The sequence below is a fragment of the Pseudonocardia nantongensis genome, from assembly GCF_046546495.1.
Lineage (GTDB): Bacteria > Actinomycetota > Actinomycetes > Mycobacteriales > Pseudonocardiaceae > Pseudonocardia > Pseudonocardia nantongensis.
This window is the reverse complement of record NZ_JBKGXT010000002.1, coordinates 352,127-378,060: the sequence shown is the minus strand read 5'-3', so window position 1 is coordinate 378,060 and position 25,934 is coordinate 352,127. Positions and strand designations below refer to the sequence as shown.

Annotated in this window: 22 protein-coding genes; 8 read left to right on the top strand and 14 right to left on the bottom strand. The window is 74.0% G+C overall.

Annotated features, from left to right (window positions below):
* Positions 1-126 precede the first annotated feature (126 nt).
* From ACLFMI_RS03770 to ctaD, 4 genes are read right to left on the bottom strand one after another with little or no spacing between them, the layout of a single operon-like run.
* A complete protein-coding gene (locus ACLFMI_RS03770; protein WP_410946285.1) occupies positions 127-747 on the bottom strand; it encodes a carboxymuconolactone decarboxylase family protein in 621 nt (206 codons plus the stop codon).
* The gene (locus ACLFMI_RS03765; protein WP_410946284.1) at positions 744-1,529 is read right to left on the bottom strand and encodes a peptidyl-tRNA hydrolase; all 786 of its coding nucleotides are present in this window, start codon (positions 1,527-1,529) and stop codon (positions 744-746) included. The genes ACLFMI_RS03770 and ACLFMI_RS03765 overlap by 4 nt, the downstream gene beginning before the upstream one ends.
* Entirely contained in the window at positions 1,526-2,785 is a 1,260-nt protein-coding gene (gene serB, locus ACLFMI_RS03760) for a phosphoserine phosphatase SerB (protein ID WP_410946283.1), read from the bottom strand. Before serB ends, ACLFMI_RS03765 begins: the two co-directional genes overlap by 4 nt.
* Position 2,786: 1 nt before the next feature.
* The gene (gene ctaD, locus ACLFMI_RS03755; RefSeq protein ID WP_410946282.1) at positions 2,787-4,541 is read right to left on the bottom strand and encodes an aa3-type cytochrome oxidase subunit I; all 1,755 of its coding nucleotides are present in this window, start codon (positions 4,539-4,541) and stop codon (positions 2,787-2,789) included.
* 249 nt (positions 4,542-4,790) lie between these two features.
* Between ctaD and ACLFMI_RS03750 the strand changes: the two genes are divergently transcribed.
* Positions 4,791-5,909 carry an acyltransferase family protein gene (locus tag ACLFMI_RS03750; protein ID WP_410946281.1) on the top strand — a complete coding sequence of 373 codons (1,119 nt, stop codon included), beginning with the start codon at positions 4,791-4,793 and terminating at the stop codon, positions 5,907-5,909.
* Positions 5,910-5,935: 26 nt separating this feature from the next.
* Here the strand turns inward: ACLFMI_RS03750 and ACLFMI_RS03745 are convergent, their stop codons facing one another.
* Together ACLFMI_RS03745 and ACLFMI_RS03740 are read right to left on the bottom strand one after the other, a co-directional pair.
* The gene (locus ACLFMI_RS03745) at positions 5,936-6,742 is read right to left on the bottom strand and encodes a PIG-L family deacetylase (RefSeq protein WP_410946280.1); all 807 of its coding nucleotides are present in this window, start codon (positions 6,740-6,742) and stop codon (positions 5,936-5,938) included.
* Between the two features lie 26 nt (positions 6,743-6,768).
* Positions 6,769-8,757: an AAA family ATPase gene (locus ACLFMI_RS03740; protein WP_410946279.1), complete on the bottom strand. Its 1,989-nt coding sequence runs from the start codon at positions 8,755-8,757 to the stop codon at positions 6,769-6,771.
* A gap of 136 nt (positions 8,758-8,893) precedes the next feature.
* Here ACLFMI_RS03740 and ACLFMI_RS03735 point away from each other — a divergent pair, with 136 nt between their 5' ends.
* From ACLFMI_RS03735 to boxB, 4 genes are all read left to right on the top strand, one after another.
* On the top strand, positions 8,894-10,552 hold the full coding sequence (locus tag ACLFMI_RS03735) for a benzoate-CoA ligase family protein (protein WP_410946278.1): 1,659 nt from the start codon (positions 8,894-8,896) through the stop codon (positions 10,550-10,552).
* A gap of 244 nt (positions 10,553-10,796) precedes the next feature.
* A complete protein-coding gene (locus ACLFMI_RS03730) occupies positions 10,797-11,240 on the top strand; it encodes a GNAT family N-acetyltransferase (RefSeq protein WP_410946277.1) in 444 nt (147 codons plus the stop codon).
* An 83-nt stretch (positions 11,241-11,323) separates the two neighbouring features.
* On the top strand, positions 11,324-13,033 hold the full coding sequence (gene boxC, locus ACLFMI_RS03725) for a 2,3-epoxybenzoyl-CoA dihydrolase (protein ID WP_410946276.1): 1,710 nt from the start codon (positions 11,324-11,326) through the stop codon (positions 13,031-13,033).
* A 15-nt stretch (positions 13,034-13,048) separates the two neighbouring features.
* Positions 13,049-14,461 carry a benzoyl-CoA 2,3-epoxidase subunit BoxB gene (gene boxB, locus ACLFMI_RS03720; protein ID WP_410946275.1) on the top strand — a complete coding sequence of 471 codons (1,413 nt, stop codon included), beginning with the start codon at positions 13,049-13,051 and terminating at the stop codon, positions 14,459-14,461.
* Between the two features lie 58 nt (positions 14,462-14,519).
* Here boxB and ACLFMI_RS03715 read toward each other — a convergent pair whose 3' ends face one another.
* The gene (locus ACLFMI_RS03715; protein ID WP_410946274.1) at positions 14,520-15,092 is read right to left on the bottom strand and encodes a hypothetical protein; all 573 of its coding nucleotides are present in this window, start codon (positions 15,090-15,092) and stop codon (positions 14,520-14,522) included.
* A gap of 96 nt (positions 15,093-15,188) precedes the next feature.
* On the opposite strand from ACLFMI_RS03715, the gene ACLFMI_RS03710 reads away from it, so the two are divergent.
* Entirely contained in the window at positions 15,189-16,475 is a 1,287-nt protein-coding gene (locus ACLFMI_RS03710) for an amidase (protein WP_410946273.1), read from the top strand.
* Positions 16,476-16,580: 105 nt separating this feature from the next.
* Here ACLFMI_RS03710 and ACLFMI_RS03705 read toward each other — a convergent pair whose 3' ends face one another.
* The gene (locus ACLFMI_RS03705; RefSeq protein ID WP_410946272.1) at positions 16,581-18,074 is read right to left on the bottom strand and encodes an alpha/beta fold hydrolase; all 1,494 of its coding nucleotides are present in this window, start codon (positions 18,072-18,074) and stop codon (positions 16,581-16,583) included.
* A gap of 201 nt (positions 18,075-18,275) precedes the next feature.
* Positions 18,276-19,457, bottom strand: a complete 1,182-nt coding sequence (locus ACLFMI_RS03700; protein WP_410946271.1) for a macrolide family glycosyltransferase — start codon at positions 19,455-19,457, stop codon at positions 18,276-18,278.
* A gap of 191 nt (positions 19,458-19,648) precedes the next feature.
* Between ACLFMI_RS03700 and ACLFMI_RS03695 the strand changes: the two genes are divergently transcribed.
* Both ACLFMI_RS03695 and ACLFMI_RS03690 read left to right on the top strand, forming a co-directional pair.
* Positions 19,649-20,704: an alpha/beta fold hydrolase gene (locus tag ACLFMI_RS03695; RefSeq protein ID WP_410946270.1), complete on the top strand. Its 1,056-nt coding sequence runs from the start codon at positions 19,649-19,651 to the stop codon at positions 20,702-20,704.
* On the top strand, positions 20,704-21,480 hold the full coding sequence (locus tag ACLFMI_RS03690) for an alpha/beta hydrolase (RefSeq protein ID WP_410946269.1): 777 nt from the start codon (positions 20,704-20,706) through the stop codon (positions 21,478-21,480). Before ACLFMI_RS03695 ends, ACLFMI_RS03690 begins: the two co-directional genes overlap by 1 nt.
* A 101-nt stretch (positions 21,481-21,581) precedes the next feature.
* On the opposite strand, the gene ACLFMI_RS03685 is transcribed toward ACLFMI_RS03690, so the two are convergent.
* The 5 genes from ACLFMI_RS03685 to ACLFMI_RS03665 all read right to left on the bottom strand — a co-directional run bounded on the left by ACLFMI_RS03685 (position 21,582) and on the right by ACLFMI_RS03665 (position 25,934).
* Positions 21,582-21,995, bottom strand: coding sequence for an META domain-containing protein (locus ACLFMI_RS03685; RefSeq protein WP_410946268.1), 414 nt, complete (start codon positions 21,993-21,995; stop codon positions 21,582-21,584).
* 79 nt (positions 21,996-22,074) lie between these two features.
* Complete coding sequence (locus ACLFMI_RS03680) at positions 22,075-22,443, bottom strand: cupin domain-containing protein (RefSeq protein ID WP_410946267.1); 369 nt, start codon at positions 22,441-22,443, stop codon at positions 22,075-22,077.
* A 45-nt stretch (positions 22,444-22,488) separates the two neighbouring features.
* Entirely contained in the window at positions 22,489-22,719 is a 231-nt protein-coding gene (locus tag ACLFMI_RS03675) for a hypothetical protein (protein WP_410946266.1), read from the bottom strand.
* 63 nt (positions 22,720-22,782) lie between these two features.
* Positions 22,783-24,591, bottom strand: coding sequence for an ABC transporter ATP-binding protein (locus tag ACLFMI_RS03670; protein WP_410946265.1), 1,809 nt, complete (start codon positions 24,589-24,591; stop codon positions 22,783-22,785).
* Positions 24,591-25,934: an NUDIX hydrolase gene (locus ACLFMI_RS03665; RefSeq protein ID WP_410946264.1), complete on the bottom strand. Its 1,344-nt coding sequence runs from the start codon at positions 25,932-25,934 to the stop codon at positions 24,591-24,593. Before ACLFMI_RS03665 ends, ACLFMI_RS03670 begins: the two co-directional genes overlap by 1 nt.

Below are 25,934 nucleotides of genomic sequence, written 5' to 3'. Positions count from 1 at the left end.
TCATGGAACTGGCCCGCCATGGCGCTCACACCTTCCACGGCCTGCTCACCCGGACCGCCGCGACCATCGCTGCTCATAGCCTCGCCCTGATCGCACTATCCACGAGCTGAACCCACAGAACGCGCCTCAGGCGGGCGGGGCGTCGCCCGGTGCCGGGATCTCGAACGCGTTGAGCAGCGCGGACACCGCCAGGTACTGCCCGACCAGGTGCACCAGGTCGAGCACCCCGTCCCGCCCGAACGCCGCGTCGGCCGCCGCGTAGGTGTCGCCGGTGACCCGGTGCGTGCGGGCCAGCTCGTCGGCGAAGCGGTGCGCGACCCGTTCCGCCGATCCCAGGTCCGCGGTCCCCGAGCCGGCGCGCAGCGCCGCGACGGCCTCCTCGGACAGTCCCGCGGTCCGGGCCGCGGCGGCGTGCGCGTACAGCTCGTAGTCGGCCTGCCAGGCGGCGCCGACGGTCAGGATGACGACCTCGCGGACCGGCTCGGGCAGCGTGGAGTGCCGCTGGTCGGTGCCGACCCAGCGCTGGAACGCCCGGCCCTGGGCGGGGCGCAACGCGAACGCGTTGAACGGGCCGAGCAGCCCGCCGTCGGAGTCGGTGGCGACGAACCCCGAACGCTCCGCCCACGGGACCTGCCGCTCGTGCAGGGCCTCGACGGCCGCCCGCTGGTCGTCGTCGAGGTCGAGGGTCTCGTTGCGCGGCAGCCGACCGCCCCAGTTCCGGGCGTCGGCGGGCGGGTGCTCGGTCACCGGTACTCCTCCTGCTCGATGGTGGCCCTGGGACCGTCGGCGGCCAGGCAGGTCACGGTGCCCGGGTCGACCTCGGTGAACCCCGCGTCCCGCACCGCGACGACCGTGGAATCGGATTCGCCGAGCCGGGCGCACCAGGCGTCCCAGAGGTCCGGGGCGGGGGTGCGGACCGCGCAGCGCGGCGCGGACTCGTCGGCGACCGGCCACCGGCGCGCCGCGGCGAGGATCATCGACGCGTGCCCCACCTGGGCCGCGGCCTTCCCCACGGTCATCTCCACGTGCGGGTTGAGCAGGATCAGCGGCGTCCCGCCCGGAACCGGACCCGGTGCGTCCGGCTCCAGCTCGGTGCCGCCGATCTGCAGCCGGGACACCGCCTTCGGCACGTCGTCCACCGGTCCCGGCAGCAGCGCGCGGACCTGCGCCCCACCCACCTCGACGGTCGCGCCCGGCAGCTCGTGGACGGCCCGCCAGTGCGCGCCGCGGGCCCGTCGGGCGATCTTGCGGATGCGGCCGTCGACCCAGAGGGCAACGGTCTCGTGCCAGTCCCCGCCGGGCTGGGCCCGCCGGTCCAGGCACACCGCGACCGCGGCGGCCGCGGCCGCCTCCAGCAGCGCCGTCCGGGACGGGAGCGGGTCGCGTTCGATCCGCAGCACCACCGGCATGGCGCGGACGATCCCGTCGGTCTCCGGCGGGATCTCGCGGCGCGCGGCGCCGGTCCCGTAGCGGGCGGCCAGCAGGTCGAGCACCGTCGTGTCCGGCGGTTCGCTCGCGAGCCCGCTCACGCGATGGGCACCCGCCGCAGCACACCCTCGGCGGCGTCCGCGGCCTCCACCTCGTTCCGGGTGATGCCCAGCACGAACAGCACGACGTCGAGGTAGGGCACCGACAGCGCGGTGTCGGCGACCGCACGCAGCGCGGGCTTGGCGTTGAACGCCACCCCGAGACCGGCGGTCGAGAGCATGTCGATGTCGTTCGCGCCGTCGCCGACCGCCACGCACTGCTCGACCGGGATCTCATGTGCCGCGGCGAACCGCTGCAGCGCGACCGCCTTGCCGGGCCGGTCGACGATCTCGCCGCGGACCTGTCCGGTCAGCACGCCGTCGGAGATCTCCAGGTCGTTCGCCGCCACGAAGTCGAGCTTCAGCTCCTCCGCGAGCGGGGCGATGACCTGCGTGAACCCGCCGGAGACGACGCCACAGCGGTAGCCCAGCCGGCGCAGCGTGCGGATGGTGGTCCGCGCGCCAGGGGTCAGCTCGATCTCCGCGGCGACCTCGTCCACCACCGACGCCGGCAGCCCCTTGAGGACCGCGACCCGCCGGGTGAGCGACTCGGCGAAGTCCAGCTCGCCGGCCATCGCCTCCTCGGTGACCCGGCGGACCTGCGCCTCGACCTCGGGCCCGGCCCGCGCCGCGAGCATCTCGATGACCTCGCCCTGGATCAGGGTGGAGTCGACGTCGAACACGATCAGCCGCTTGCTGCGCCGGGCCAGCCCGGCCCGGGCCACCGCGACGTCGACGCCGGCCTGCCGAGCCACCCCGACCAGGCGCTTGCGCAGCGTGCCGGGCGGGTAGGAGTCGGCGTCACCGTCCGGGACCGGCGAGACCAGCAGCTCCAGGCCGGTCACGGGGTAGTCGGCGACCCGCCGGATGGCGTCGATGTTGGCGCCGACCGCGGCCAGCTCGGCGGCGATGGCGCCGAAGGCACGAGCCGTGATCGGGCGGCCGAGCACGGTCACCACGTGCGTCGGCTCCGGCGGGGCCTCGGAGTGGCCGTCCCGCTGGATCTCGATGTGCACCGACATGCCGATCGAGTCCATGGCCGCGCCGACGAACTCCTCGAGCTCCTCGGCGTCGCCCTCGGGCAGCACCAGGGCGCCGAGGGTGAGCCGGCCGTTCACCACGACCTGCTCCAGGTCCAGCAGCTCGACCCCGGCCGTGGTGAGCGCGGTGAACAGGACGGAGCTGACACCCGGCCGGTCCGGCCCGGTCACCGTGACGAGCACGGTCGGCCGGGCCGGGCCGGGAGCGGCTACCGCCACCTCAGTTGTTCTTCGGGTCGTCGTCCGGCCAGGACTCCTTGCCGACCTCCTTGGCCAGCACCTCGGTCGGGTGCGCCCGCCCGCCGACGTGCGCCTCGGCGCGCGCCTTCTCGACCAGGTGCGGGTAGTGCAGGTCGAACGCCGGGCGCTCGGAGCGGATCCGCGGCAGCTCGGTGAAGTTGTGCCGCGGCGGCGGGCAGCTGGTCGCCCACTCCAGCGAGTTCCCGAAGCCCCACGGGTCGTCGTGCTCGGCGACCCGGCCGAACCGGTAGCTCTTGAACACGTTGTAGATGAACGGCAGCGTCGAGGCACCGAGCACGAACGCGCCGATCGAGGAGATCGAGTTCAGCGTCGTGAAGCCGTCCGAGGGCAGGTAGTCGGCGTAGCGCCGCGGGTAGCCCTCGTTGCCCAGCCAGTGCTGCACCAGGAACGTCAGGTGGAAGCCGATGAACGTGGTCCAGAAGTGGACCTTGCCCAGCTTCTCGTCCATGAACCGGCCGGTCATCTTCGGGAACCAGAAGTAGATGCCGGCGTAGGTCGCGAACACGATCGTGCCGAACAGCACGTAGTGGAAGTGCGCGACGACGAAGTAGGTGTCCGAGACGTGGAAGTCCACCGGCGGCATCGCGAGCAGGACGCCGGTCAGCCCGCCGAACAGGAAGGTCACCAGGAAGCCGACCGCGAAGAGCATCGGCGTCTCGTAGGTGATCTTGCCCTTCCACATGGTGCCGACCCAGTTCACGAACTTGATGCCGGTCGGGATGGCGATCAGGAAGGTCGTGAAGGAGAAGAACGCCAGCAGCACCGCGCCGGTGGCGTACATGTGGTGCGCCCACACCGCGATCGAGAGCATGGCGATCGCCAGCGTCGCGAAGACCAGGCCCTTGTAGCCGAAGACCGGCTTGCGGGAGAACACCGGGAAGATCTCGGAGACGATGCCGAAGAACGGCAGCGCCACGATGTAGACCTCGGGATGGCCGAAGAACCAGAACAGGTGCTGCCAGAGCACCACGCCACCGTTCGCCGGATCGAACACGTGCGCACCCAGGTGCCGGTCCGCGGCCAGGCCCAGCAGCGCCGCGGTCAGGATCGGGAACGCGATCAGGATCAGGATCGCGGTGATGAAGATGTTCCAGGTGAAGATCGGCATCCGGAACATCGTCATGCCGGGTGCGCGCATGCAGGCGATCGTGGTGATGAAGTTGACGCCGCCGAGGATGGTGCCCAGACCGGACACCACCAGGCCCATGATCCAGAGGTCGCCACCGGGGCCCGGTGAGCGGACCGCGTCGGACAGCGGGGTGTAGGCGAACCAGCCGAAGTCGGCGGCGCCGCCCGGGGTCAGGAACCCGGACAGCACGATCAGGCCGCCGAACAGGAACAGCCAGTAGGAGAACGCGTTGAGCCGCGGGAACGCCACGTCCGGCGCGCCGATCTGCAGCGGCACGATGTAGTTCGCGAACCCGAACAGGATCGGCGTCGCGTACAGCAGCAGCATGATCGTGCCGTGCATGGTGAACAGCTGGTTGTACTGCTCGCTCGACAGGAACTGCAGCTCCGGTCGCGCCAGCTCCGCACGGATCAGCAGCGCCATCGCGCCGCCGGCCATGAAGAACGCGAACGACGTGACCATGTACAGGATCGCGATGTCCTTGGGGTCCGTCGTCCGCAACATCTTCAGGAACGTGGAACCCTTACCCGTCCGACGCGCCGGATAGGGGCGCGTCGAGATCGGCTTGGGCGCGACGGCTGTCACTGGGCCTCCTGCACTTGCCTCACCTGAGCACGTCCTCTCCGAGGACGGGTGGACTCTAGCCTTCGGTCGGCGACCGGCGCCCGCCCGGGCCGTGTGATCCACATGCCGGATCCCGGGCCGGGCGCGGCCGCGCACCGATTCTGCTCTACGAAGGGTAGAACCGACACCCCCCGGCCGCGCGACCGGCCCACCCGAGGGCACGAGCACCCGCCGTCGGGACGCCCCGGTGGCCCGCATACCGTCGTGTGGGTGAGCACCTCGACCGGGTCCCCGGCCGTGACCGGTTCCCGCAGGGAGCCCGGCTGGGACGTACTGCGCAGCGGGTTCGTCCTGCTGGTGGTGCTCTACCACGCGACGTTCCTGGGCCCGGCCCTGCACCCGGACCTCATCCCGCGCCGGATCTCGTTCGACCACCAGGTCGGCGCGAGCCTGCTGCTGGTGATCTCGGCCTACTTCGCCTGCGCCACCCTCGGCAGGCACTCCCCCGGCCGGTACTGGTGGGGACGGATCGCCCGGCTGCTGCCGCCGTTCCTGGTCGCGGTGCCGATCTCCTGGCTCGCCCTGCGCTACCTGAGCCCGGTGGAGTGGGGTGACCCGCCGGCCGCCCAGCTCTGGCAGAACTGGCTGATGCTCGGCCACTGGGACGACGGCCGGTTCCCCTGGCTCGACCCGGCGTTCTGGACGCTGCCGCTGCAGCTGATGGCCTTCACCGCGGCCGCCGTGCTCAGCGTGACCACCTGGGGCAGCGGGCACCGGCTGCGGGTGCTGCTGTGGACCGTGCTGCTGGTCCCGCTGGCCCAGTGGCCGCTGCGGCTCGGCGTGACCTCGGCGGGCGAGCCGCCCACCTGGTACGGCATCGCCGTGGACGGGGTCGGGTTCCACCGGCTGCACCTGTTCGTGGCCGGGATCACGGTCTGGCTGTGGTCGACCGGCCGGATCCGCGGCCCGCACGCCACCGCACTGCTGGGGGTCTGCGCACTCGCGCAGTTCGCGCACACCACGACCCTCGGCCCGGAGGGCCTCGTCGAGGACGTGGTGGCCTCCGCACTGGTCTGCACCGGGGTCGCGCTGATCGCCATGGTGGCGTGGCTGCCCCGGCCGGGGAGCCGCACCCCGCAGCCGGTCGCCCGCGGGTTCCGGTGGCTGGCCGGGATCTCCTACGGCGTCTACCTGGTGCACCAGACCATGGGCTACGTGCTGATGCGCCGGCTGCAGGACCTCGGCATCGGCCCGTTGCTGCAGTCCGCGGCCATGCTGGTCATCGCGGTACTGCTGGGCTGGCTGCTGACCCGGCTGGTCGAGCGCCCGGTGCACACCGCGTTGATGCGCGCCTGGGACCGGTGGGTGCCCCGCGCCCGGGCCGCCTGACCTGCCGGTTCAGCGCAGCGGCCACCTCACCGCAGCGGCTCGAACAGGTCCGTCCACACCTCCGGCGCCGACGCCGGGTTCGGCTGCGCTTCCACGATGTAGAACTCGGTGCCCAGTCCCATCGCGAACACCGGCTCGGGCATCGTGAGCATGAAGTGATCGTCGGCCATCTGGCTGGCGTGCGCACGCATCGACGCCCGCTTGGTCTCGGCGTACTCCACGGCCTCGACCCGGTGCGTGATCTCCGACTCGGGCTTGCCGAACGACGCGTCGTCGGGGATCTGCGGGGGCTCCCAGTCGGCACCGCGATCCTTCTGCAGCCCGCGCATGCCGCGGAGCATCCAGTCCCGGTTGGTGGTGTTCTGCGCCACGACCGGGACCCCGGCCAGCTCGCCGGCCCGGGTGCCGACCCGGTGCACCTGGATGTGGTCCGGGTGGCCGTAGCCACCGTTGTCGTCGTAGGTGGTGAGCACGTCGGTCTCCTCCTCCTCGAGGATCAGTGCGAGACGCTTCGCGGCGTGCTCCACCGGAGCCCTCCAGAAGCAGAAGGGCGCGTCGTTGGACGGTTCGCCCATCATCCCGGAGTCGACGTAGCCGAGGAACTCGACGCGAGCGGCGCCGAGCACCCGGGCGGACTCGTGGCACTCGGCCGAACGGCGCACCGAGAGCAGCTCGCCGTCGGCGAGCACGCCGGGCACCGGTTCACCGAGCTCACCGCGGGTGGCGAACACGAGCACCACGCGGTGCCCGTGCGCCGCAGCCTTGGCGAGCGTGCCGGCGGTGCCGATCGACTCGTCGTCGGGATGGGCGTGGAAGCTGACAAGGGTCCCCACGCCGGGCGAGCCTACGCAGCTCCGGATCAGGCCAGGACCCGGGTCAGCGCCGCCCCGACGTCTCCCAGCCGGGCCACCGGCACGCACAGCCCGCCACCGCGGGCGGCCAGCGCCCCGGACGCCCGCCGCGCGTCCGGGTCCGGGTCGCCGGGCTCGGGCAGCAGCACGTGCAGCCGGTCGATCCCGGCCAGCGCGGACACCGGGGCGTCGCCCGCGGTGTGCAGGCAGTCCGACAGCAGCACCACGGTGCGTTCCTCCGCGACCGCGGCACCGAGCTGGGTGGACGCGGCCCGCAGTGCCGCGGCGAGGTCGGTGGTGCCGTGCCCGCGCAGCGCCACCAGCTCGGCGACCAGCTCCTCGGCGGGGCGGGGGACGCCGTGCGTGGCCAGCGTCCGCACCCCGGACCCGAAGACCAGCACGCCCGGGTCCTGGGCGCCGCCGCCCGCGCCGCCCTGGGTGCAGGCCAGCACCACGCCTGCCGCGGCGACCGCGGCCAGCGCGACGGCGTCGCCCTGCATCGAGCCGGAGACGTCGACGACCAGGCAGATCGCCCGGCGGTGCGCCGTCCAGTCCCGGGTGACCAGGTCCTCGGGCCGCGGTGCCCCGGTCCCCGGCTGCCAGCGGTCCAGGGTGCGGTCCAGGTCCAGGTCGCCCTGCCCGCCACGGCGCGGCCCGAGCCGCCGGGTGCCGCGCGAGGTCGCCGGGCCGACCCGGCCGAGCCGCAGGAACACCCGCCCGGCGATCGCCCGGGCCCGGGCGCGCAGCTGCGCGTCGGTGGCGACGGCCAGGTCGGCCAGCAGCGCCGCGGCCGCCTCCGGGTCCTGGGCCATGGCGTCGTCAAGGGCGCCCTCGTCGAGATCGCCGAGCTCCGGGGAGATCTGCTCGAAGCTCTCGTGCCGGGCCGCGAGCTGGTCCCGGCCCAGGGTGCGCGGGTTGCGCGGCGGCCGCCCGGAACGACCACCGGGTGGCTCGGATCCCGGCGGGAGGCCCGGCGCGCCGTCAGCGGGCGCCGGGCCGTCGGCTTTTCCCGGGTCGGTCCCGTCCTGGGCGTCGTCCGGCTCGTCCCCCGGGTCGTCGTCCCCCGCTTCGGCGGGGTCCGGCGGCGCCTCGGCGTCCGGTGGCCAGACGTCGTCGAGGATCTCGTCGAGCACCGACTCGGGGGGCCGGTCGACGCCGTCGGCGATCCGGATCCGGCCGGACAGCGCGGCGTACGCGGCGTCCCGGGCGGTCGGGCGGGCCGGCGGGTCCTCGCCGCGCAGCCCGGACAGCCCGGTGAGCACGTGCGCGAGGTCGATCGCACCGCGCACCGAGGACCCCATCCGGACGTCGCGGTGCTCCCGGGTCCGCCGGGTCAGCGTCACGGCCAGCGCGACGGCCGGGTCCGGGCGCCCGGTGACCGCGGCGGTGATCCGCCGCTCGGCCCCCTCGGGCTGGTAGCCGAGCACCACCCGGCACATCCGGTCGGCGATCGCCTGGCTGACCCGGGCGGTGCCGACGGCGTCGAACGGGTTCATCGCGGCGATCAGCCGGAAGCCGGGCCCGGCGGGGACCGCGCCCAGCCGGGGCACCGCGATCTCGCCCTCGGTGAGCACCGTGATGAGGACGTTCAGCGTCTCCTCGGGGATCCGGTTCATCTCCTCGAGGTAGAGCAGGCCGTCCTCGCGCAGCGCCGTGAGCAGCGGGCCGTCCACGAAGGCCGCCGTGGAGTAGCCGTCGGTGAGCACCTGGGCCGGGTCGAACGCACCGACCAGCCGGGCCGGGGTCAGCTCGGCGTTGCCCTCGACGAACACCATCCGGCGACCGGACTCCCGGGCGATGGCGTGCAGCAGGGTGGACTTGCCGGTACCCGGCGGGCCCTCCAGCACCACGTGCCGGCCGGTCTCGAGCGCGGCGGTCAGCACCTCGCGCTCGCGCCGCAGCCCGACGACGGGCACCGGCCCGGGTCGGGATCCGCTCGCGGCCTGGGACGGCTGTGCAGCCTGGGCCGGCTGTGCGGCCTGGGACAACGCTGTCACCGGGTCGACCTCCTGTGTCGGTTCGGGTCCAGCTCACCACACCGGGACACCCCGGCGGAACGGTCTACGAAGCGTTGACGACGCACGTGATGTGTGTAGCATCACAGGCCCCGAACCGGCACAGGAGCCACCCACCATGGCCGACGTCGTCCGTGCTGACCAGCCCGCCGCGACCGCGCCCGTCGCCGGCGCGGCGCCGTTCAACGCGGCCGCCTACCTCACCGCCGCCCGGGTCGCGGCCGGCGACGGTGACCGCACCGCCGTGCGGTTCCCGACCGGCTCGCTGACCTACGCCGAGCTCACCGACCGGGTCCGCGCGGTCGCCGGCGCGCTGCGCGCAGCCGGGGTCCGGCCCGAGCAGCGGGTGCTGCTGGTGATGCCGGACGACGTCGAGCTCTTCACCGCGATCCTCGCCGCGATGTGGGTGGGCGCCGTCGCGGTGCCCAGCTCCACCATGCTCACCGGCCGCGAGCTCGCGGTACTGGTCCGCGACTCGCGCGCGACCACGGTGCTCGGCGGCGAGCCGTTCGCGGCGAACCTGGTCGAGGCCACCGCCGGTGCGCCGGATCTGGAGCGGGTCGCGCTGACCGGCCCGGACCGGCTGGACCCGGCCCGCCTCTCCCCCGGCGTCGACTCGCTGACCTGGGACGAGCTGCTCGCCGGCGGCGAGCCGATGGCCGAACCCTCCCCCACCTGGGACGAGTCGCAGGCGCTCTGGCTCTACACCTCGGGCACCACCGGCAAGCCCAAGGGCGCGATGCACCGGCACGCCGACATCCGGACCGTCTGCGAGACCTACGGCAGGCAGGTCCTCGGCATCACCCGCGACGACGTCTGCCTGTCGGTGGCCAAGCTGTTCTTCGCCTACGGCATCGGCAACTCGATGTTCTTCCCGCTCTCGGCCGGCGCCTGCGCGGTGCTGGAGCCGTCCCGGCCGGACCCGGAGAGGTACTCGGCGCTGGCCCAGCAGCACGGCGCCACGCTGTTCTTCGCCGTGCCCAGCTTCTGGGGCCCGATGGTCGCCGCCGACCTGCCGCGGGAGCGCTTCGCCACCGTACGGCGCGGCGCATCGGCCGGCGAGGCGCTGCCGGCCCGGATGTTCCACGGCGTCCGGGAGCGCTACGGCTTCGAGGTGCTGGACGGCATCGGCTCCACGGAGGCACTGCACATCTTCATCTCCAACCTGCCCGGCGCTGTCGTGCCCGGCAGCTCCGGGTTCCCGGTCCCCGGCTACGAGGTGGAGCTGCGCCGGCCGGACGGCACGGTGATCACCGGCGCCGGGGAGCAGGGGATGCTGTACATCTCCGGGGACTCGATCTGCACCGGCTACTGGTGCCGCACCGCGGTGAACCGGCTGGTCTTCCAGGGCGGGTGGATGCGCACCGGCGACCAGTACGTCCGCAACGACGACGGCTCCTACACCTGCCTGGGCCGCGCCGACGACGTGCTCAAGGTCGGCGGGATCTGGGTCTCGCCCGGCGAGGTGGAGTCCCGGCTGCTGGAGCACCCCGGCCTGGCCGAGGCGATCGTCGTCGGGATCCCCGACGACGACGGGCTGGACAAGCCGATCGCGTTCGTCGTCCCGCGGGACCCGGCCGCCGCGCCGTCGTCCGAGGAACTGGTGGCGTTCTGCCGGGACGGGCTCGCCGCGTTCAAGCGGCCCCGGGCCGTCGTCACCGTCGAGGAGCTGCCGAAGACGGCGACCGGGAAGATCCAGCGGTACCGGCTGCGCGAGCACGCGTCCGCGCTGCCCGAGGCCGGCGGGCGCAGCGGCACGCCGGAGACCGTGACCTGATGGGCAGCCGGATCCAGAACGGGGCGATCTCCGCGATCGTGCCGATGGTCTCGCACGTCGACCACGCCGAGCAGGTCATCGAGCCCTGCGCGCACCCAGACCGCACCTGCTGGCGGAAGCCCTGTCCTGGCACGTGGACGTCGTCGACACCGGCACGATGCGGCGCTGAGCGTGCCCCTTGGCCGGAGACGGTCGACAGGGTTCACTCGCAGGGCACCTGTCACCCGACGGCGAGGAGGCCGGCGTGCACACGTGGGAGTGGATCCCGGAGACCCCTGCGAGCTGGGACGCCCGGAAGGCCGGCGTGCTCGGCACGCTGGATCCGGCACTGTTCGGCCTGGGGCGGCCCGAGTCCGGCGATGCGCTGGGCGACGAGTGGTGGCGCGTCGAGGACGGCGGCGGCCGGACCGTCGCGTACGGCCGGCTGGACGAGTCGTGGGGCGACGCCGAGATCCTCGTCCTGGTCCACCCGGAGGCCCGGCGCACCGGGGTCGGCTCGTTCGTGCTGTCCCGGCTGGAGAACGAGGCCGGGCGGCGCGGGCTGACCTACATCTACAACGTCGTACCCGACCAGCACCCGGACCCCGAGCAGGTCACCGGCTGGCTGGGGGCGCACGGGTTCGTCGGCAACGACGTCGGTGAGCTGCGCAAGCAGGTGCCCTCCGGGGCCGTTCGGCACGGCGGCTGACGCGATACTCCACAATCTTCCGTCGTCCCGACGGTCTGCTGTAGTCTTTGCCTGCCGCGACGACGCGAGGAGGCGCCCGTCCCATGACCGATGCCGGCCCCACCACCGACGCCGGGTCCCCGCCCGTCGACTTCGACCGGGACCCGTCGAGCTACCGGCACTGGCAGCTGGAGATCGACTCCGAGAACCCGGCGGTCGCCTGGGTGAAGCTCGACGTCGACTCCGACGGCGGGCTCGTCGAGGGCTACGAGCTCAAGATGAACTCCTACGACCTCGGCGTCGACATCGAGCTCCACGACCTCACCCAGCGGCTGCGCTTCACCCACCCCGAGGTGAAGGCCGTGGTGCTGACCAGCGCCAGGGACCGGAACTTCTGCGCCGGGGCGAACATCCGGATGCTCGCCGGGTCGCCCCACCCGTGGAAGGTGAACTTCTGCAAGTTCACCAACGAGACCCGCAACGGGATCGAGGACGCCACCGCGCACTCCGGCCAGCGCTGGATCGCCGCTCTCAACGGCACCGCCGCCGGCGGCGGCTATGAGATGGCGCTGGCCTGCGAGGACATCCTGCTGGTCGACGACAACTCGTCGACCGTCGCGCTGCCCGAGGTCCCGCTGCTGGGTGTGCTGCCCGGCACCGGCGGGCTGACCCGGGTCACCGACAAGCGCCGGGTCCGCAAGGACCGGGCCGACGTGTTCGCCACCAGGTCCGAGGGCTTCGGCGGGAAGCAGGCCGTCGAGTGGAAGCTCGTCGACGAGGTCGTCCCGAAGCGCAAGTGGGACGAGACGGTGCGCGAGCGGGCCGCGGCGGCCGCGGCGCAGTCGTCCCGGCTGCCCGGGGGTGACGGCATCGAGCTTCCCCCACTGCAGCGCACCGAGACCGCCGAGGGCATCTCCTACCCGCACGTGCGCGCCACGTTCGACCGGGACCGCGGCCTCGTCGAGATCACGATCGACGGGCCGGACGGCGGCGTCCCGTCCTCGATCGGGCGGGTGCACGAGCTGGGTGCGCAGTTCTGGCCGCTGGCCATGACCCGCGAGCTCGACGACCTGATCCTGCGGCTGCGCAGCAACGAGCTGGAGCTGGGCACCTGGATCATCCGGACCCGCGGCGACGTCGAGGACGCGCTGGCGTTCGAGCAGGTCATCGCCGAGCACTCCGGCTCGGACTGGCTGGTCAACGAGATCCGGCACTACTTCAAGCGGACCCTCAAGCGGCTCGACGTGACCTCGCGCAGCCTGATCGCGTTGATCGAGCCGGGATCCTGCTTCGCCGGCGCGCTGCTGGAGCTGGCGCTGGCCTGCGACCGGCAGTACATGCTCGACGGCACGCTCGACGAGGACGACTCCGAGCAGGGCGACGAGGCCCAGATCATGCTCACGGCGTCGAACTTCGGGACCTTCCCGATGGGCAACGACGTGACCCGGCTGGGCTCGCGGTTCCACGGCGACTCGGAGCACGTCGCGAAACTCAAGCAGGAGACCGGCCGCCGGATCACCGCGCGCGAGGCGCTCGAGCTGGGCCTGGTGACCGACTCGCCGGACGACATCGACTGGGACGACGAGATCCGGCTCATGCTCGAGGAGCGGGCCTCGCTGTCCCCGGACGCGCTGACCGGGATGGAGGCCAACCACCGGTTCGTCGGGCCGGAGACGATGGAGACCCGCATCTTCGGCCGGCTCACCGCCTGGCAGAACTGGATCTTCGTGCGTCCGAACGCCTCCGGGCCGGAGGGCGCGCTGCGCAAGTACGGCACGGGCCGCAGGGCCGACTTCGACCGCAAGCGCGTGTGAGAACAGGGGTGTGACATGAGCATCGACTACACCGAGAAGATCCCGAACAACGTCGACCTCGCCGGGGATCGCAAGCTGCAGCGGGCGCTGGAGTCCTGGCAGCCGAACTTCATCAACTGGTGGAAGACGATGGGCCCGGCGGTGCCGACCCAGGACGTCTACCTGCGCACCGCCGTCGACGTCGGCAAGGAGGGCTGGGCGCAGTTCGGCCACGTCGCGATGGAGGAGTACCGCTGGGGCGTGTTCCTCGCCGAGCGCGGGGACGACCGGCGGATCGCGTTCGGTGAGAACCGCGGCGAGCCGGTCTGGCAGCAGGTGCCCGGCGAGTACCGCGCCGACCTGCAGCGTCTGATCGTCATCCAGGGCGACACCGAGCCGGCGTCGGTGGAGCAGCAGCGCCGGCTCGGCGAGACCGCGCCGTCCCTGTACGACCTGCGCAACCTGTTCCAGGTCAACGTCGAGGAGGGTCGGCACCTCTGGGCGATGGTCTACCTGCTGCACGCCTACTTCGGCCGCAACGGCCGCGAGGAGGCCGAGGCGCTGCTGCACCGCAACTCCGGCGACCTCGACGCGCCCCGGATCCTCGGCGCGTTCAACGAGGAGACACCGGACTGGCTCTCCTTCTTCATGTTCACCTACTTCACCGACCGGGACGGCAAGTACCAGCTCGGCACGCTGAAGGAGTCCGCGTTCGACCCGCTGTCGCGGACCTGCGAGTTCATGCTCAAGGAGGAGGCCCACCACATGTTCGTGGGCACCACCGGCATCGACCGCGTGGTCCAGCGGACCTGCGAGCTGATGCGCGAGCACGACACCGCCGACATCGCCCCGCACGGCGGCGTCCCGCTGAACGTGATCCAGCGCTACATCAACTTCCACTACTCGGTCTCGCTGGACCTGTTCGGCTCCGAGCAGTCGACGAACGCGGCCAACTACTTCACCGCGGGCCTGAAGGGCCGCTGGCAGGAGGAACGCCGTCACGACGACCACCTCCTCACCGAGGACGGCTACGACATGGAACAGGTCAAGGACGGCTCGGTGATCACCGACCAGGTCCCGGCGCTGCTGGCGCTGAACCTGGACCTGCGCAACGAGTACGTGAAGGACTGCCAGTCCGGGCTCAAGCGCTGGAACAAGATCCTGGAGCGCAACGGCTTCGACGACCGGGTCTACCTGCCGCACGTCGGCTTCAACCGCGAGGTCGGGCTGTTCTCCGGGCACGACATCACCCCGAAGGGCGACGTCGTGTCCCCCGAGGTCTGGCAGGCGCGCAAGGACGACTGGCTGCCCTCGGACGCCGACCGCACGCACGTGCAGAGCCTGATGCGACCGGTCTACGAGCCCGGCAAGATCGCCGGCTGGATCGCGCCGCCGTCGAACGGGATCAACGGCAAGCCCTTCGACTACGAGTACGTGCACTTCGCCTGAGCTGGGTGCGCGGCCCGGCCGCCGCTGCGGTGGGCGGCCGGGCGCACGGCGTGCCGGCTCACGCTCCGCGCGGTGGTCGGTGCAGCCACGCCACGCCCGCCACTGTGACCAGCGTCGTCGCCGCGCCCGGCAGCGGCCCGAGCCCCGGCAGGTTGGCCACCACGACTGCGGCCTGTCCCACCCCCGCGACCACGACCGTCCACGTGCACACCCGCCGCGACGCCGCCCGCCCGGCCGACGCGAGCAGCGCGTGCGTCACGATCACGCCCCCGATCAGGGATGTCACCGCACCGAGCGGAACCCCGGCGACGACCCCCACGAGCACCGTCCCGAGCGCGGCGGTGGCGGGCGGGTCCCACCGGTGCGCCGGGCCGGGCAGCGCACCGCCGAACCGGATCCGTGCCTGCGCGAACCGGTCGGCGGAATAGCGCCACCGCGCCCACGGCGAGGCTGGTCGCGCCACCCGGAAGACGCCCAGCATCCCGATCACCGAGACCACCGACAGCGGGGCCAGCAGGGCGAGGTAGCGCTTGCCCTTGAGCAGGTGGACCGTCCCGACGGTCGTCACGACGGTCAGCAGCGCCCCGACCGGGACGAGCACGTCGTCGACCGCGTCGAGCCCGCCGATCACCGCACATCACGCCGTCGCACCGCACCAGCATGGGGCTGCACCCCCACTCCCCGCCCGGCGACACTTCCTGCGTGCCCCGGGGGCATCGTGGTGGCCGTGTGCGAGGAGCTGAGGCGCGGGATCAGCCCGGTCGACCATGTCGCCGACGTCCTGGAGCGCCTGTCCGGTGACCGCCACAACGCGGTGGTCGCGTTGGACGGCGAGCGCGCCCTGCGGGACGCGGCGGCGTTGACCGCCGAGTCGCGCGACCGTGGGCCGCGCGGCCCGCTGCACGGCCTGGCCGTCGGGGTGAAGGACCTGATCGACGTCGCCGGGTTGCCGACCCGGGCCGGGTCCGCGGTCCGGGCGGACGCACCACCCGCCGCCCGCGACGCGGAGGTGGTGGCCCGGCTCCGTCGTGCGGGGGCGGTCGTGGTGGCCAAGCTGCACACCCACGAGTTCGGGGTCGGCCCGACCGGCGACGTGAGTGTCGACGGGCCTGCCCGCAACCCGCGCGCCCCGGGCCGGATCCCCGGCGGGTCGTCGTCCGGGCCGGCCGCGGCGGTCGCGGCCGGGCACCTGCCGCTGGCACTCGGCACGGACACCGGCGGGAGCGTGCGCGTGCCGGCCGCGCTCTGCGGGGTGGCCGGGCTCAAGCCCCGGCACGGGTCGCTGCCGTCCGGAGGGGTGTGCCCGCTGGCGCCATCGCTGGACTGCGTCGGGCTCGTCGCGGCGGACCCGGCAGTGGCTGCCGCGGGCTGGGACGCGCTGCGCGACCGCGGCGGCGGGTCGCCCGCGGGACCCCTACGCCCGCTCACGGTGGGCGTGCCCCGGGACGACTACTGGACCGCCGTGGACCTCGCGGGCGCCGCCGCGGTCGAGCGGGCCCGCGCAGAACTGCTGCGGTCCGGCATCGACGTGCGGGACGTCGACACCCCGGGCGTCGACGAGTTCCCCGATCTGTACATGTCGATCCTCGGCCCCGAGGCGCACGCCGTCCACCGGTCGACGCTCGCGTCACGGCCGCACGACTACCATCCCGAGACGGCCGCCGGCCTGGCGGATCTCGTCGGGGTCCCGGAGCCGGACCGGCGGGCCGCCCGACGCGCCGCGGTGGCCCTGACCGACCGGCTCGTCCGGCACCTGGACGGGATCGACCTGCTGCTGACCGCGACGACCCGGATCGGAGCACCGCCGGTCGGAGCCCGGACGGTGCGGGTCGGCGAAGACCTGACGACCGTCGGCGCCGCGCTGCTGGAGCTCACGCTCCCGGCGAACGTGACCGGGTGGCCGGCGCTGAGCGTCCCGCTCGGCGACGCCGATCCCCCGGCGTCGGTGCAGCTGACCGCGGTCCGCTGTACCGAGCACGACCTCATCCGGATCGGTCGGGCCGCTCAGGGTTGACCTCGGCCCATCCGCCCGGGGCGTTGTCGGGATCCCTACTGCGATGCCGCAGGCCGGCACCTGGAGGTGGCCAGGATGCCGGCCGCCACGAGGATGGGCTCGACGTCAGCCCGCCGCGCCCGGCACCTCCGGGTCCGGCGGCGCCACCGGCGGGCACTGCACGTCGGACCGGTCCCCCGGCACCCGCTCCGGCAGCGCGCCGGTGGCCAGGTAGTCCGCGACCCTGTCATCCACGCAGGACACGCCCGACAGCGACGCCGAGTGCGTGTGCCCGCCGAGGCCCTCGATCAGCGACGAGCCGGGGAACGTCCGGCGGGCCTGCAGCGCGCCCTCGTAGGGAGTCGCGCCGTCGTAGGTCTCGGAGATCAGCAGCGGACCGGAGTCGATCTTCCCCTCGACCACCGGGGCAGGGCCGGGCGGCACCGGCCAGTTCAGGCAGGGCGCGTTGTACCAGGCGTTGCCCCAGGTCTGGAACGGCGCCGTCCGGGCCGTGGCGGTGTTGTCCCGCTCCCAGGTCGCCCAGTCCCGCGGGAACGGGCCGTCGGTGCACTGGGTGGCGAGGTAGGCGGCGTACTGGTTGTCGTCGGTGGGCGATCCGGCCTGGTCGTAGGCGGTTTTGAGGGTGGCCGCGTCGTTGCGGGTACCGGCCACGAACGACTCGGCGACCGACGGGTACTCGGCGACGCTGTAGCCGGCGCGCAGGAAGATGTCGGTCCACTCGGACGACCCGATCTTCCCGCCGGCCGGGGCCTTCCGGAGCTGCTCGCGGATCTCGTAGTAGCGCTTCTCGACGGCGTCGCCGGTGTTCCCGAGATGGTAGGTCGCGTCGTTCTTGGCCACCCAGTCGAAGAACGCCCGGATGTTGCGCTCGAACGCGACGTCCTGGTTCAGGTTGGCCTGGTACCACCAGTTCCGTGGGTCGACGACGCCGTCGAGCACCATCCGGCGGACCTTGTCCGGGAAGGTCGTGGCGTAGACCTGGCCGAGGAGGGTGCCGTAGGAGAAGCCATAGTAGTTGATCTGCGGGGCACCGAGTGCCCGGCGGAGCAGGTCCATGTCCCGGACCGTGTCCTCGGTGCGCATGTGCTTCAGCAGCTCGCCGCCCTGCTCGCCGCAGGCCTGCGCGTACGCCTTCGTCCGGGGCAGCCAGGCGGCCGCGGCACCGTGCTCCGGCTGGTTGTCCGGCCGGTCGTAGCCGCCGTAGTCGGGGTCGCAGGACAGCGCGGGTTCGCTGGCCCCGACCCCGCGCGGGTCGAACCCGATCCAGTCGTAGCCGGCACCGGCGTCCTTCGGCACCACCGACCCGAGCTGGCTCTGGCCCACCCCCGGCCCGCCGGGTCCGCCCGGGTTGACCAGCATCACGCCCTGGTACTGCGCGTCCGGCGCGGTGTGCCGGACCCGGGAGACGGCGATCCGGATCGTCGGCCCGTCCGGCTTCGCGTGGTCGAGCGGGACCGGCAGGAACCCGCACTCCGCGCCGGCCAGCTGCAGCGGCGGGGACGGGCACGTTCCCCAGGAGATCGGCGCCACCGGCGGCGCGGGCGCCGCGGCGGGCTCGGCCGCGAGCGCCGGTGTGCCCGCCCCCACCGCGAGCCCCACGGCCGTGAGGATGGCGACGATCGACCTGCGCACGTGGTTCCCCCGATCCCGCGGGTCCACACCCGCCCCCGACGACAGGGCGCGCACGTTGCCACCCGCGATCGCTGATCCACAATCACCACGCCGCACGGGGCATCGAACGGCGCAACCGAGCCGGGCATGCGGGTCCGGACCGGGCGCGGCCCGGTCAGGGCGGACCGGTCACCGCAGCAGCGACTCGATCACGTCCGCGGCGGCGGGCGCCCCGCCGGCGTTCCGCGCCACCCGCCGCTGCTCCGCGCACCGCTGCGCGACCGTCCCGGACGAGGCGAGCCGCAGGACCGCCGCACGCAGCCGGTCCGGGGTGACCTCCTCGGCGGGGAGATGCTCCCCGACTCCGAGCTCGGCCAGTCGCGGGCCGTTGACGAACTGGTCGGCCGCCTGCGGTACCGCGACCATCGGCACGCCGTGGAACAACCCCTCCGAGCAGCCGCCCATCCCGGCGTGCGTGACGAACGCCGAGGCGTGGGCCAGCACGGCCGGCTGCGGCACCCACTCCCGGACGACGACGTCGTCCGGGATCGCGCCCAGGTCGGCCGGGTCGACGTGCGGGCCGATCGCGAGCACGGTCGTCCAGCCGGTTCCGTGCATCGCGACGACGCAGTCCCGCCAGAAGCCCGGGCGGTCGTTGTAGGCCGAGCCCAGCGACACGAGCAGCAGCGGCCGGTCCGGCTCCGGCCCCAACCCGAGCTGCGAGAACGGCCCCTGGTGCGAGCGGTCGCCGATCACCGGCCCGACGAACGTGTAGCGGTCCCGGTCGACCCGGTCCAGGTTCGGCTGCATGGCCTCCGGGATGAGCACCACCGACCGGTCCGGAGGCCCGAGGAACTCCCGGTTCCCGAGCCCGACGCCGACCTCCGCCAGCCAGGAGTCCATGTCGGACTGCCAGGCCAGACCCTCCGGCGTATCGAGGATCGCGTAGGCCTCGGCGAAGTCCTCCTCGAAGGTGTCCCAGGCGATCATGTGCGGGGCCAGCTCCACCCGCGGCAGCCCCCACGCCCGGGACAGCGCGTGCCCGGCCCAGCCGCTGCCGTCGTAGCAGACGATGTCCGGGCGGTCCCCTTCCAGAACCGGCCGGATCTGGGCGTGCGCGCTGCGGGCCTCGTCCGAGAACAACCGCATCGCGGGGATGCCGCCCTCGGGCCACTGCTCGCCCCGGGCCGGGTCCGGCAGGTCGGTGTGGATCTCCAGCGGGTGCGCGCCGGTGCCGGCGACGGCGTCGGCGAACCGGGCCGGGACCGGGTAGGTGACGCGGTGGCCGCGGGCGACCAGCTCGACCATCACCGGCAGGTTGGGGTGCACGTGACCGTGTGCGGCGGTGGTGGACATCAGGACGTGACTCACGGGGCCTCCTCGGGGGTTCGGGTGCGGGCACGGCGGGATCCCGCGCGCCGGTGACACGGCTGCGGGACGGGGCCGGGGCCTGATCAGCCGTAGAGGAGTTCGAGCAGCACGGCGGCGATCATGCCCTGGCCGGCCCCGGCGCGCAGCCGGTTTCTTGACCGCGTCACGGCGGCGCCGCGAGGATCCCGGCCGTGGACTTGCTGCCCGGCGTGCGTGCGCGCGAGGTGTCGACCGACCGGATCCGGATGCACCTGCTGGAGGCGGGTCCGGACGACGGCATCCCGCTCGTCCTGGTGCACGGCAACCTGTCGACAGGGCGGTTCTACGAGCACCTGATGCCGGGCCTCGCCGAGGCCGGGTACCGGGTGCTGGCGCCGGACATGCGGTCGTTCGGACGCAGCGATCCGGCCCCGCTGGACGCCACCCGCGGTCTCGACGACTGGGCCGACGACCTCGCCGCGCTGCTGCGCGCGCTGGGGATCACCGCGGCCCCGCACCTGGCCGGCTGGTCCACCGGCGGCGGCGCGATCGCCCGGTACGCGCTGGTGCACCCGGCGGCGTCGCTGACCCTGATCGACCCGGTCGGCCCGTACGGCTACGGCGGCGTCCACCCGGACGGCACCCTCGTGCACGCCGACGGCGCCGGGTCCGGGGCGGCGGGCGCGAACCCCGACTTCGTGCAGCGGCTGCGCGACGGCGACCGGTCCGCGGACAGCCCGTTCTCGATCCGGAACGTGATGCGCCAGACCTACTGGTCGCCGTCGTACCGGCTCTCCCCCGAGCGGGAGGACGTGCTGGTCGACGAGATCCTGCTGACTGTGCTCGGCGACGGCGGCTACCCGGGATCGGCGGCGTCGTCGCAGCACTGGCCGGGGTTCGCGCCGGGCGAGGCCGGGCTGCTCAACGCGATCTCGCCGAAGCACCTGCGGTGGGACGGCGTCGTCGGGCTGGCGAGCAAGCCGCCGGTGCTGTGGACGCACGGCACCGCGGACCTGATCGTCGCGGACGGCTCGATGCTGGAGGCCGGTACGCTCGGGCAGGCCGGGCTGATCCCCGGCTGGCCGGGCGAGGACGCGTTCCCGCCGCAGCAGATGGTCACCCAGATCCGGGACGTGCTGGACCGCTACGCCGCCGCGGGCGGCCGGGTCCGCACCGAGATGTTCGACGGCTCCGGGCACGGCCCGCTGTTCGACGCCGAGGCCCGCTGGGTCACGGTGTTCCGCGACTTCCTGGACTCGACGCGCTGATGGCGCGGCTGCGCTGCGATGTCGTCGCCGACTCGCTCGGCCTCGCCACCTCGATCACGGTGCTGCTGCCGCAGCCGTCGCGGACCCGGATCGGGGCCGGGGTGCGCCACCTGGACGCTCCGCCGCCGGTGCTGTATCTGCTGCACGGGCTGTCCGACGACGACACCGCCTGGACCCGCTACACCGCGATCGAGCGCTACGCCGACGAGCTGGGCCTCGCCGTCGTCATGCCGCAGGTACACCGCAGCTTCTACGCCGACCAGGCCCTCGGCGGCCGTTACCGGACCTGGGTCGAGCAGGAACTGCCGGCGCTGGTGGCCCGCTTCTTCCGGGTGTCGCAGGACCCGTCCGAGACGTTCGTGGCCGGGCTGTCGATGGGCGGCTACGGGGCGCTGGCCTGGGCGTTGCGCGAGCCCGGTCGGTTCGGCGCGGCCGCGTCGCTGTCCGGGGCGCTGGACGTGGTCGCGCTGACCGCCGGGGAGCCGCGCGAGGAGGACCCGCGGATCTGGGAACGGATCTTCGACGACCGCCCGGTCGCCGGCACGGATGCCGACCTGTTCGCGCTGATCGACCGCGCCGAGCCGGGCCGGGTGCCGCCGCTGTACGTGTGCGGCGGTACCGAGGACCCGCTGGTCGGGCAGAGCATCCGGTTCGCCGCGCACGCCCGCTCGGCCGGCCTGGAGGTCACCAGCGACGTCGGCCCTGGCGAGCACGAGTGGGGCTACTGGGACGCGCGGATCCGTGACGTCCTGGCCTGGCTGCCGCTCCCCCGGTGACCGGGTCCCGGTGCCGCGTGCCGTCGGTCAGCTCCGCAGCGGCCATGGCTGAACCGTGCAACCTGTGCAACGTGGAAGCGAGCCGGCCGACGACCCGCTGATCAGGGCAGGTCGCGGACCATTCGCGCCATCTCGGCACCGCCGGCGTCGGTGAACACCAGCGCCCCGTCGTCGATCCGGACGCCGGCGGCGGTGGCGATCCACCGGGCGATCGGCACGTTCTCGCAGGCGATCAGGGTGCTGGGGCCCGCGGTGCCGCTCAGGGCGCCGTCCGGGCCGAGCTGCCACGTGCCGCGCTGTCCGTTGCAGCCGTCCGAGCCGGTCCAGCCGCCGTCGGGGGCGAACTCGGCGAACGCCCGGCCCTGCGCGGTCCCGTCGGCCGGGTACCAGCGGCCGAGCAGGTCCGCAGCGGCCGCGGGCCGGGGACCGGCGCCGCCGGGACCGGCCGGGCCGGCCGCGCAGCCGAGCACGGTCAGCACCGCGAGCACCGCCAGGGCCAGCATCATCCGGCTCATCACCTCACCTCCCGCGCCGTCCACTGTTCCACGACGCTGGCACTCCCGACGACGCAGCACGCTCGCCGCGGGGCTCCGGTCAGCGCTCGTCGTCGCGGTGCGCGGCGTCGAGGTCGAACGCCGGCAGGCAGACGGCGACGTACTCCGCGCCGTCCGCACCGGGCGAGCTGTAGCGCACCCACTCCCCCGGCGCGGTGTGCACCGCCTGCCCGGCGGGGACGGTGAGCTCGCCGCCGTCGAACTCGACACGCAACGCCCCGCGCAGGACGAGCGTGTACTCGGCGAACTCCGGCGTCTGGCCGGGCTCGGCCCACCCGGAGGGGCTGCGCATGTGCGCCACCGACACCGCGCCGTCGCCGGTGTTCACCCGGCCCACGTACTCGTCGATGGTCTTCGGCGGGGTCCCGGCGGCGGTGACCCGGCTGGCGTTCTCGATCAGTCGTGGCATCGGCCCATCCTCCGACGGTCCCGCACGGGAGTTCCACTCCGGACGTCAGCGAGCGGGCGGTGTGTCCGGGGGCCGGCGCGGCGCGGGCACGGCCGCGCCCGGACGGGCGGTCGTCGGGACCGACGGGAACGGCCCGCGGTGCGCGCTCAGGTCGAGCCGCACCAGCCACGCCGGCGGGAACACCAGTCCCGTCTGGTCCTGCCCCGGCCGCAGCGGATGCCGGTAGTGCGTGCGCACCCAGCTGCGGTTGCGCCAGTGCCCCTCCACCCTGACCACGGCCCACCTCCTGCGTGTCATCCGCCAGGGAACCACGGACCACCGACGCCCGGGAGTCCCGCGTCACGCCACCCGCACCGGTCCGGCGCGCTCCGGCTCGGGATCGACGACGGCGAGCAACCGGTGCATCCGCCGGAACAGGCCGTCGGTGGCGACCAGCTCGGCGTGCGTCCCGGACTGCACCACCCGCCCGCGGTCCAGGACGTGGATCCGGTCCGCGGCCTGCAGCGTGGACAGCCGGTGCGCGACGACGAGCACCGTCCGGCCCGCGGTCAGCCGCTCCAGACCGGCCATGACCAGCGACTCGGATACCGCGTCCAGGCCGGAGGTCGGCTCGTCCAGGATCACCACCGGGGTGTCCCGGGCCAGCGCGCGGGCGATCGCGATCCGCTGTCGCTGCCCGCCGGACAGCGTCCCGCCGCGCTCGGTGAGCACGGTGTCCCAGCCGTCCGGCAGGCGCTCGGCGAACTCGTCGACATGCGCGGCCCGGGCGGCCGCGACCAGCTGCGCGCGGGTCGCGTACGGGGCGCCGTAGCCGATGTTGGCCAGGATCGTGCCGGCCATCAGCACCGGGTCCTGCGGGACGACCGAGACCTGGTCGCGCACCGATTTCTGGGTGACCGAGCGGACGTCGTGCCCGTCGAGCAGCACGGCCCCGGAGCCGACCTCGTGCAGCCGGAGGAGCAGGCCGCCGATCGTGGACTTGCCCGCACCGGTGGGCCCGGCCAGCGCCACGGTCTCGCCCGGCCGCGCGACGATCGAGACGTCGTTCAGCACCGGGTGCGTCGCGTCGTAGCCGAAGGTGACCCCGCGCAGCTCGACGTGCCCACGCAGCGCCGGCAGCGGCCCCGCACCGGGCGGGTCGGCGATCTCCGGGTCGGTGTCGAGGACCTCGCGGACCCGGTCCGCCGACGCCTGGCCCCTGCTGATCGTCGTCTGCAGCTTCGCCAGCTGCTTCACCGGCTGGTAGAGCCGCTCGTTGTAGGTGAGGAACACCAGCAGGACCCCGAGGTCCATCGACCCGTCCAGCACCCGCACCGCACCGGCCAGCAGCACCACCGCGCGTCCGGTGTGGACCAGCACGTCGACGGCGGCGGGCAACCGCGCGGCGTGGTCGACCCGCCGCAACCCGGCCGTCATGCGTTCCCGGCCGAAGCTGCGGAAGCGCGACTCCGACCGGGCCTCGCCGGCGAACGTCTTGACCAGCCGGATCGCACCGAGCGACTCGGTGACGTGCGCGGCGACCCTGCCCTCGGCGGCGCGGGCGGTCGCCGCCCAGGACTTGATGATCCCGCGGTAGTGCACCAGGACGACGTAGAGGGCCGGCCCGACGGCCAGCGACAGCAGCGCGAACGCCGGATCCAGGACCAGGGTCACCGCGACGATGCCCAGCAGCAGCGTGACGTTCGGCAGCAGCACCGACAGCACCGCGACCAGCAGTGTCTGCACGGTGGAGGTGTCGGCGGTGAGCCGGTTACCGAGGTCCCCGACGCGCTGGGTGTCGTGGTAACGCAGCGGCAGGGCGTGCAGGTGGGCGAACAACCGGTGCCGCAGGTCGGCCAGCATCCGCTCGCCCACCCCGGCCAGCACCCGCTCCGCGCCGTAGGTCGCCGCCGCGCCCACCGCCGCGACCAGGCACAGCGCCACCGCGCAGGCCCAGACCAGCCCCGCGCCGGTGCCGGTCAGCGCGGTCACCGGCGCCAGCAGGTCCGGTGGCGTCGCGGCACCGAGCACGGTGTCCACGACGACGGCCAGCGGCCAGGGCAGCAACAGCGCCAGCCCGGCTGCGGCGACGGTCAGCACCCCGCCGATCACCAGCCGCGCGCGGTGCGGCGCCAGCAGCGCACGGAACCGCCACAGCGTCTCGACCATCACGCCACCCGGCCGGGACGCGCGGTGCCGCCGTGCTCGCGGGCGACCTCGGCGACGACCATCCGGTCCCGCTCCCGGGGCAGCCACCGGCCGGCCTCCGCCAACGGCACCCAACGCAGGCCGTCCACCTCGGACGGATCCGGGCGTCCGGCGCCGGCCAGCGGGGTCATCAGCCAGTAGCGGACCTGCTTGGCGCGGCGGTTGCGGTCCCGGTACCGGACGCCGGTGAGTTCGGCCCCGGCCCGGCAGCGCAGCCCCGTCTCCTCCCGGACCTCCCGCACCGCGGCCTCGACGTCGGTCTCCCCGGGCGCGACGGTCCCCTTCGGCAGCGTCCAGTCGCCCTGGCGGACCCGGTGCACCAGCAGCGCCTGCGGACCGTCCGGGCCGGACCGCAGCAGCACCCCGCCCGCGGCCCGCTTGGCCGGACCCGCGGTGTCCACCGGGAGCCGGTCGCGCAGCGCGGCGAGCGCGCTCAGCGGTTCCCGGACCGCCGCCGGGCGGGCGGTCGCGGCCATCGCGGCGAGCGCGTCGCGCGCCGGGCCGGGCGGGAGCCGGTCGGCCAGCTCCGCGGCCACACAGGCGTTCCGGACGGCGGCGGCGCGCTCGAGCAGGACGGCCGCGGCGTCGTCGACGGCGCACGAGCTCGGGCGCCCGCCCGCGGATCCGGGGAGCTCGTCGACCCGGGCGGTCGCCGCAAGCGCCAGCACGATCCGCAGCTCGGCCGCACGTCGGTGCACCGCCGCGGTGTCGGCGGGGTCGGTGTCCCGGACGAGCTTGCGGAACCGCCGCTGCAGCAGCGGCGGCAGCAGCACCGAGGCGGGCAGCGCCGGATCGCCCAGCGGGGCGTGATCGCGCAGCCCGATCCGTCCCGCGGCCAGGTCGTCGAGGTCGGCGAGCAGGTCCGCGCCGGCGGCCGGCGCGCCGCGGTACCGGGCGCGGGCCAGCGCGGTGCGCAGCACCCGGGCCTCGGGATCGGCTGCCGCGGCACCGTCGAGCCCGTCCAGCAGGGCGAGCCGCTGGTCCAGGTCGTGTGCTGCGGCGAGGTCGCGGGCCGGGGCGTCGGTCGACGCGCGGATCCACCGCACCCGCTCCTTGTCCAGCAGCGGGCGCAGCGACCGCAGCTCGGTGCGCAGCGCGCCGAGCGCATCCAGGGCCGCCGCGACCGTCCCGGGGTCGGATGCGCCGGCCGCGTCCCGCAGCCAGCAGGCGGCGGTCGCGGCGCTGCCGGCCAGCCGGGCGCGGGCCAGGCACCCGGCCGGCGGCGGGGTCGGGTGTGCCGCGCGGGCCGGCAGGAGCCCGGTCGGGACGGTGCTGCGGTCCGGGACCGGCGTCGGGTTCGTCAC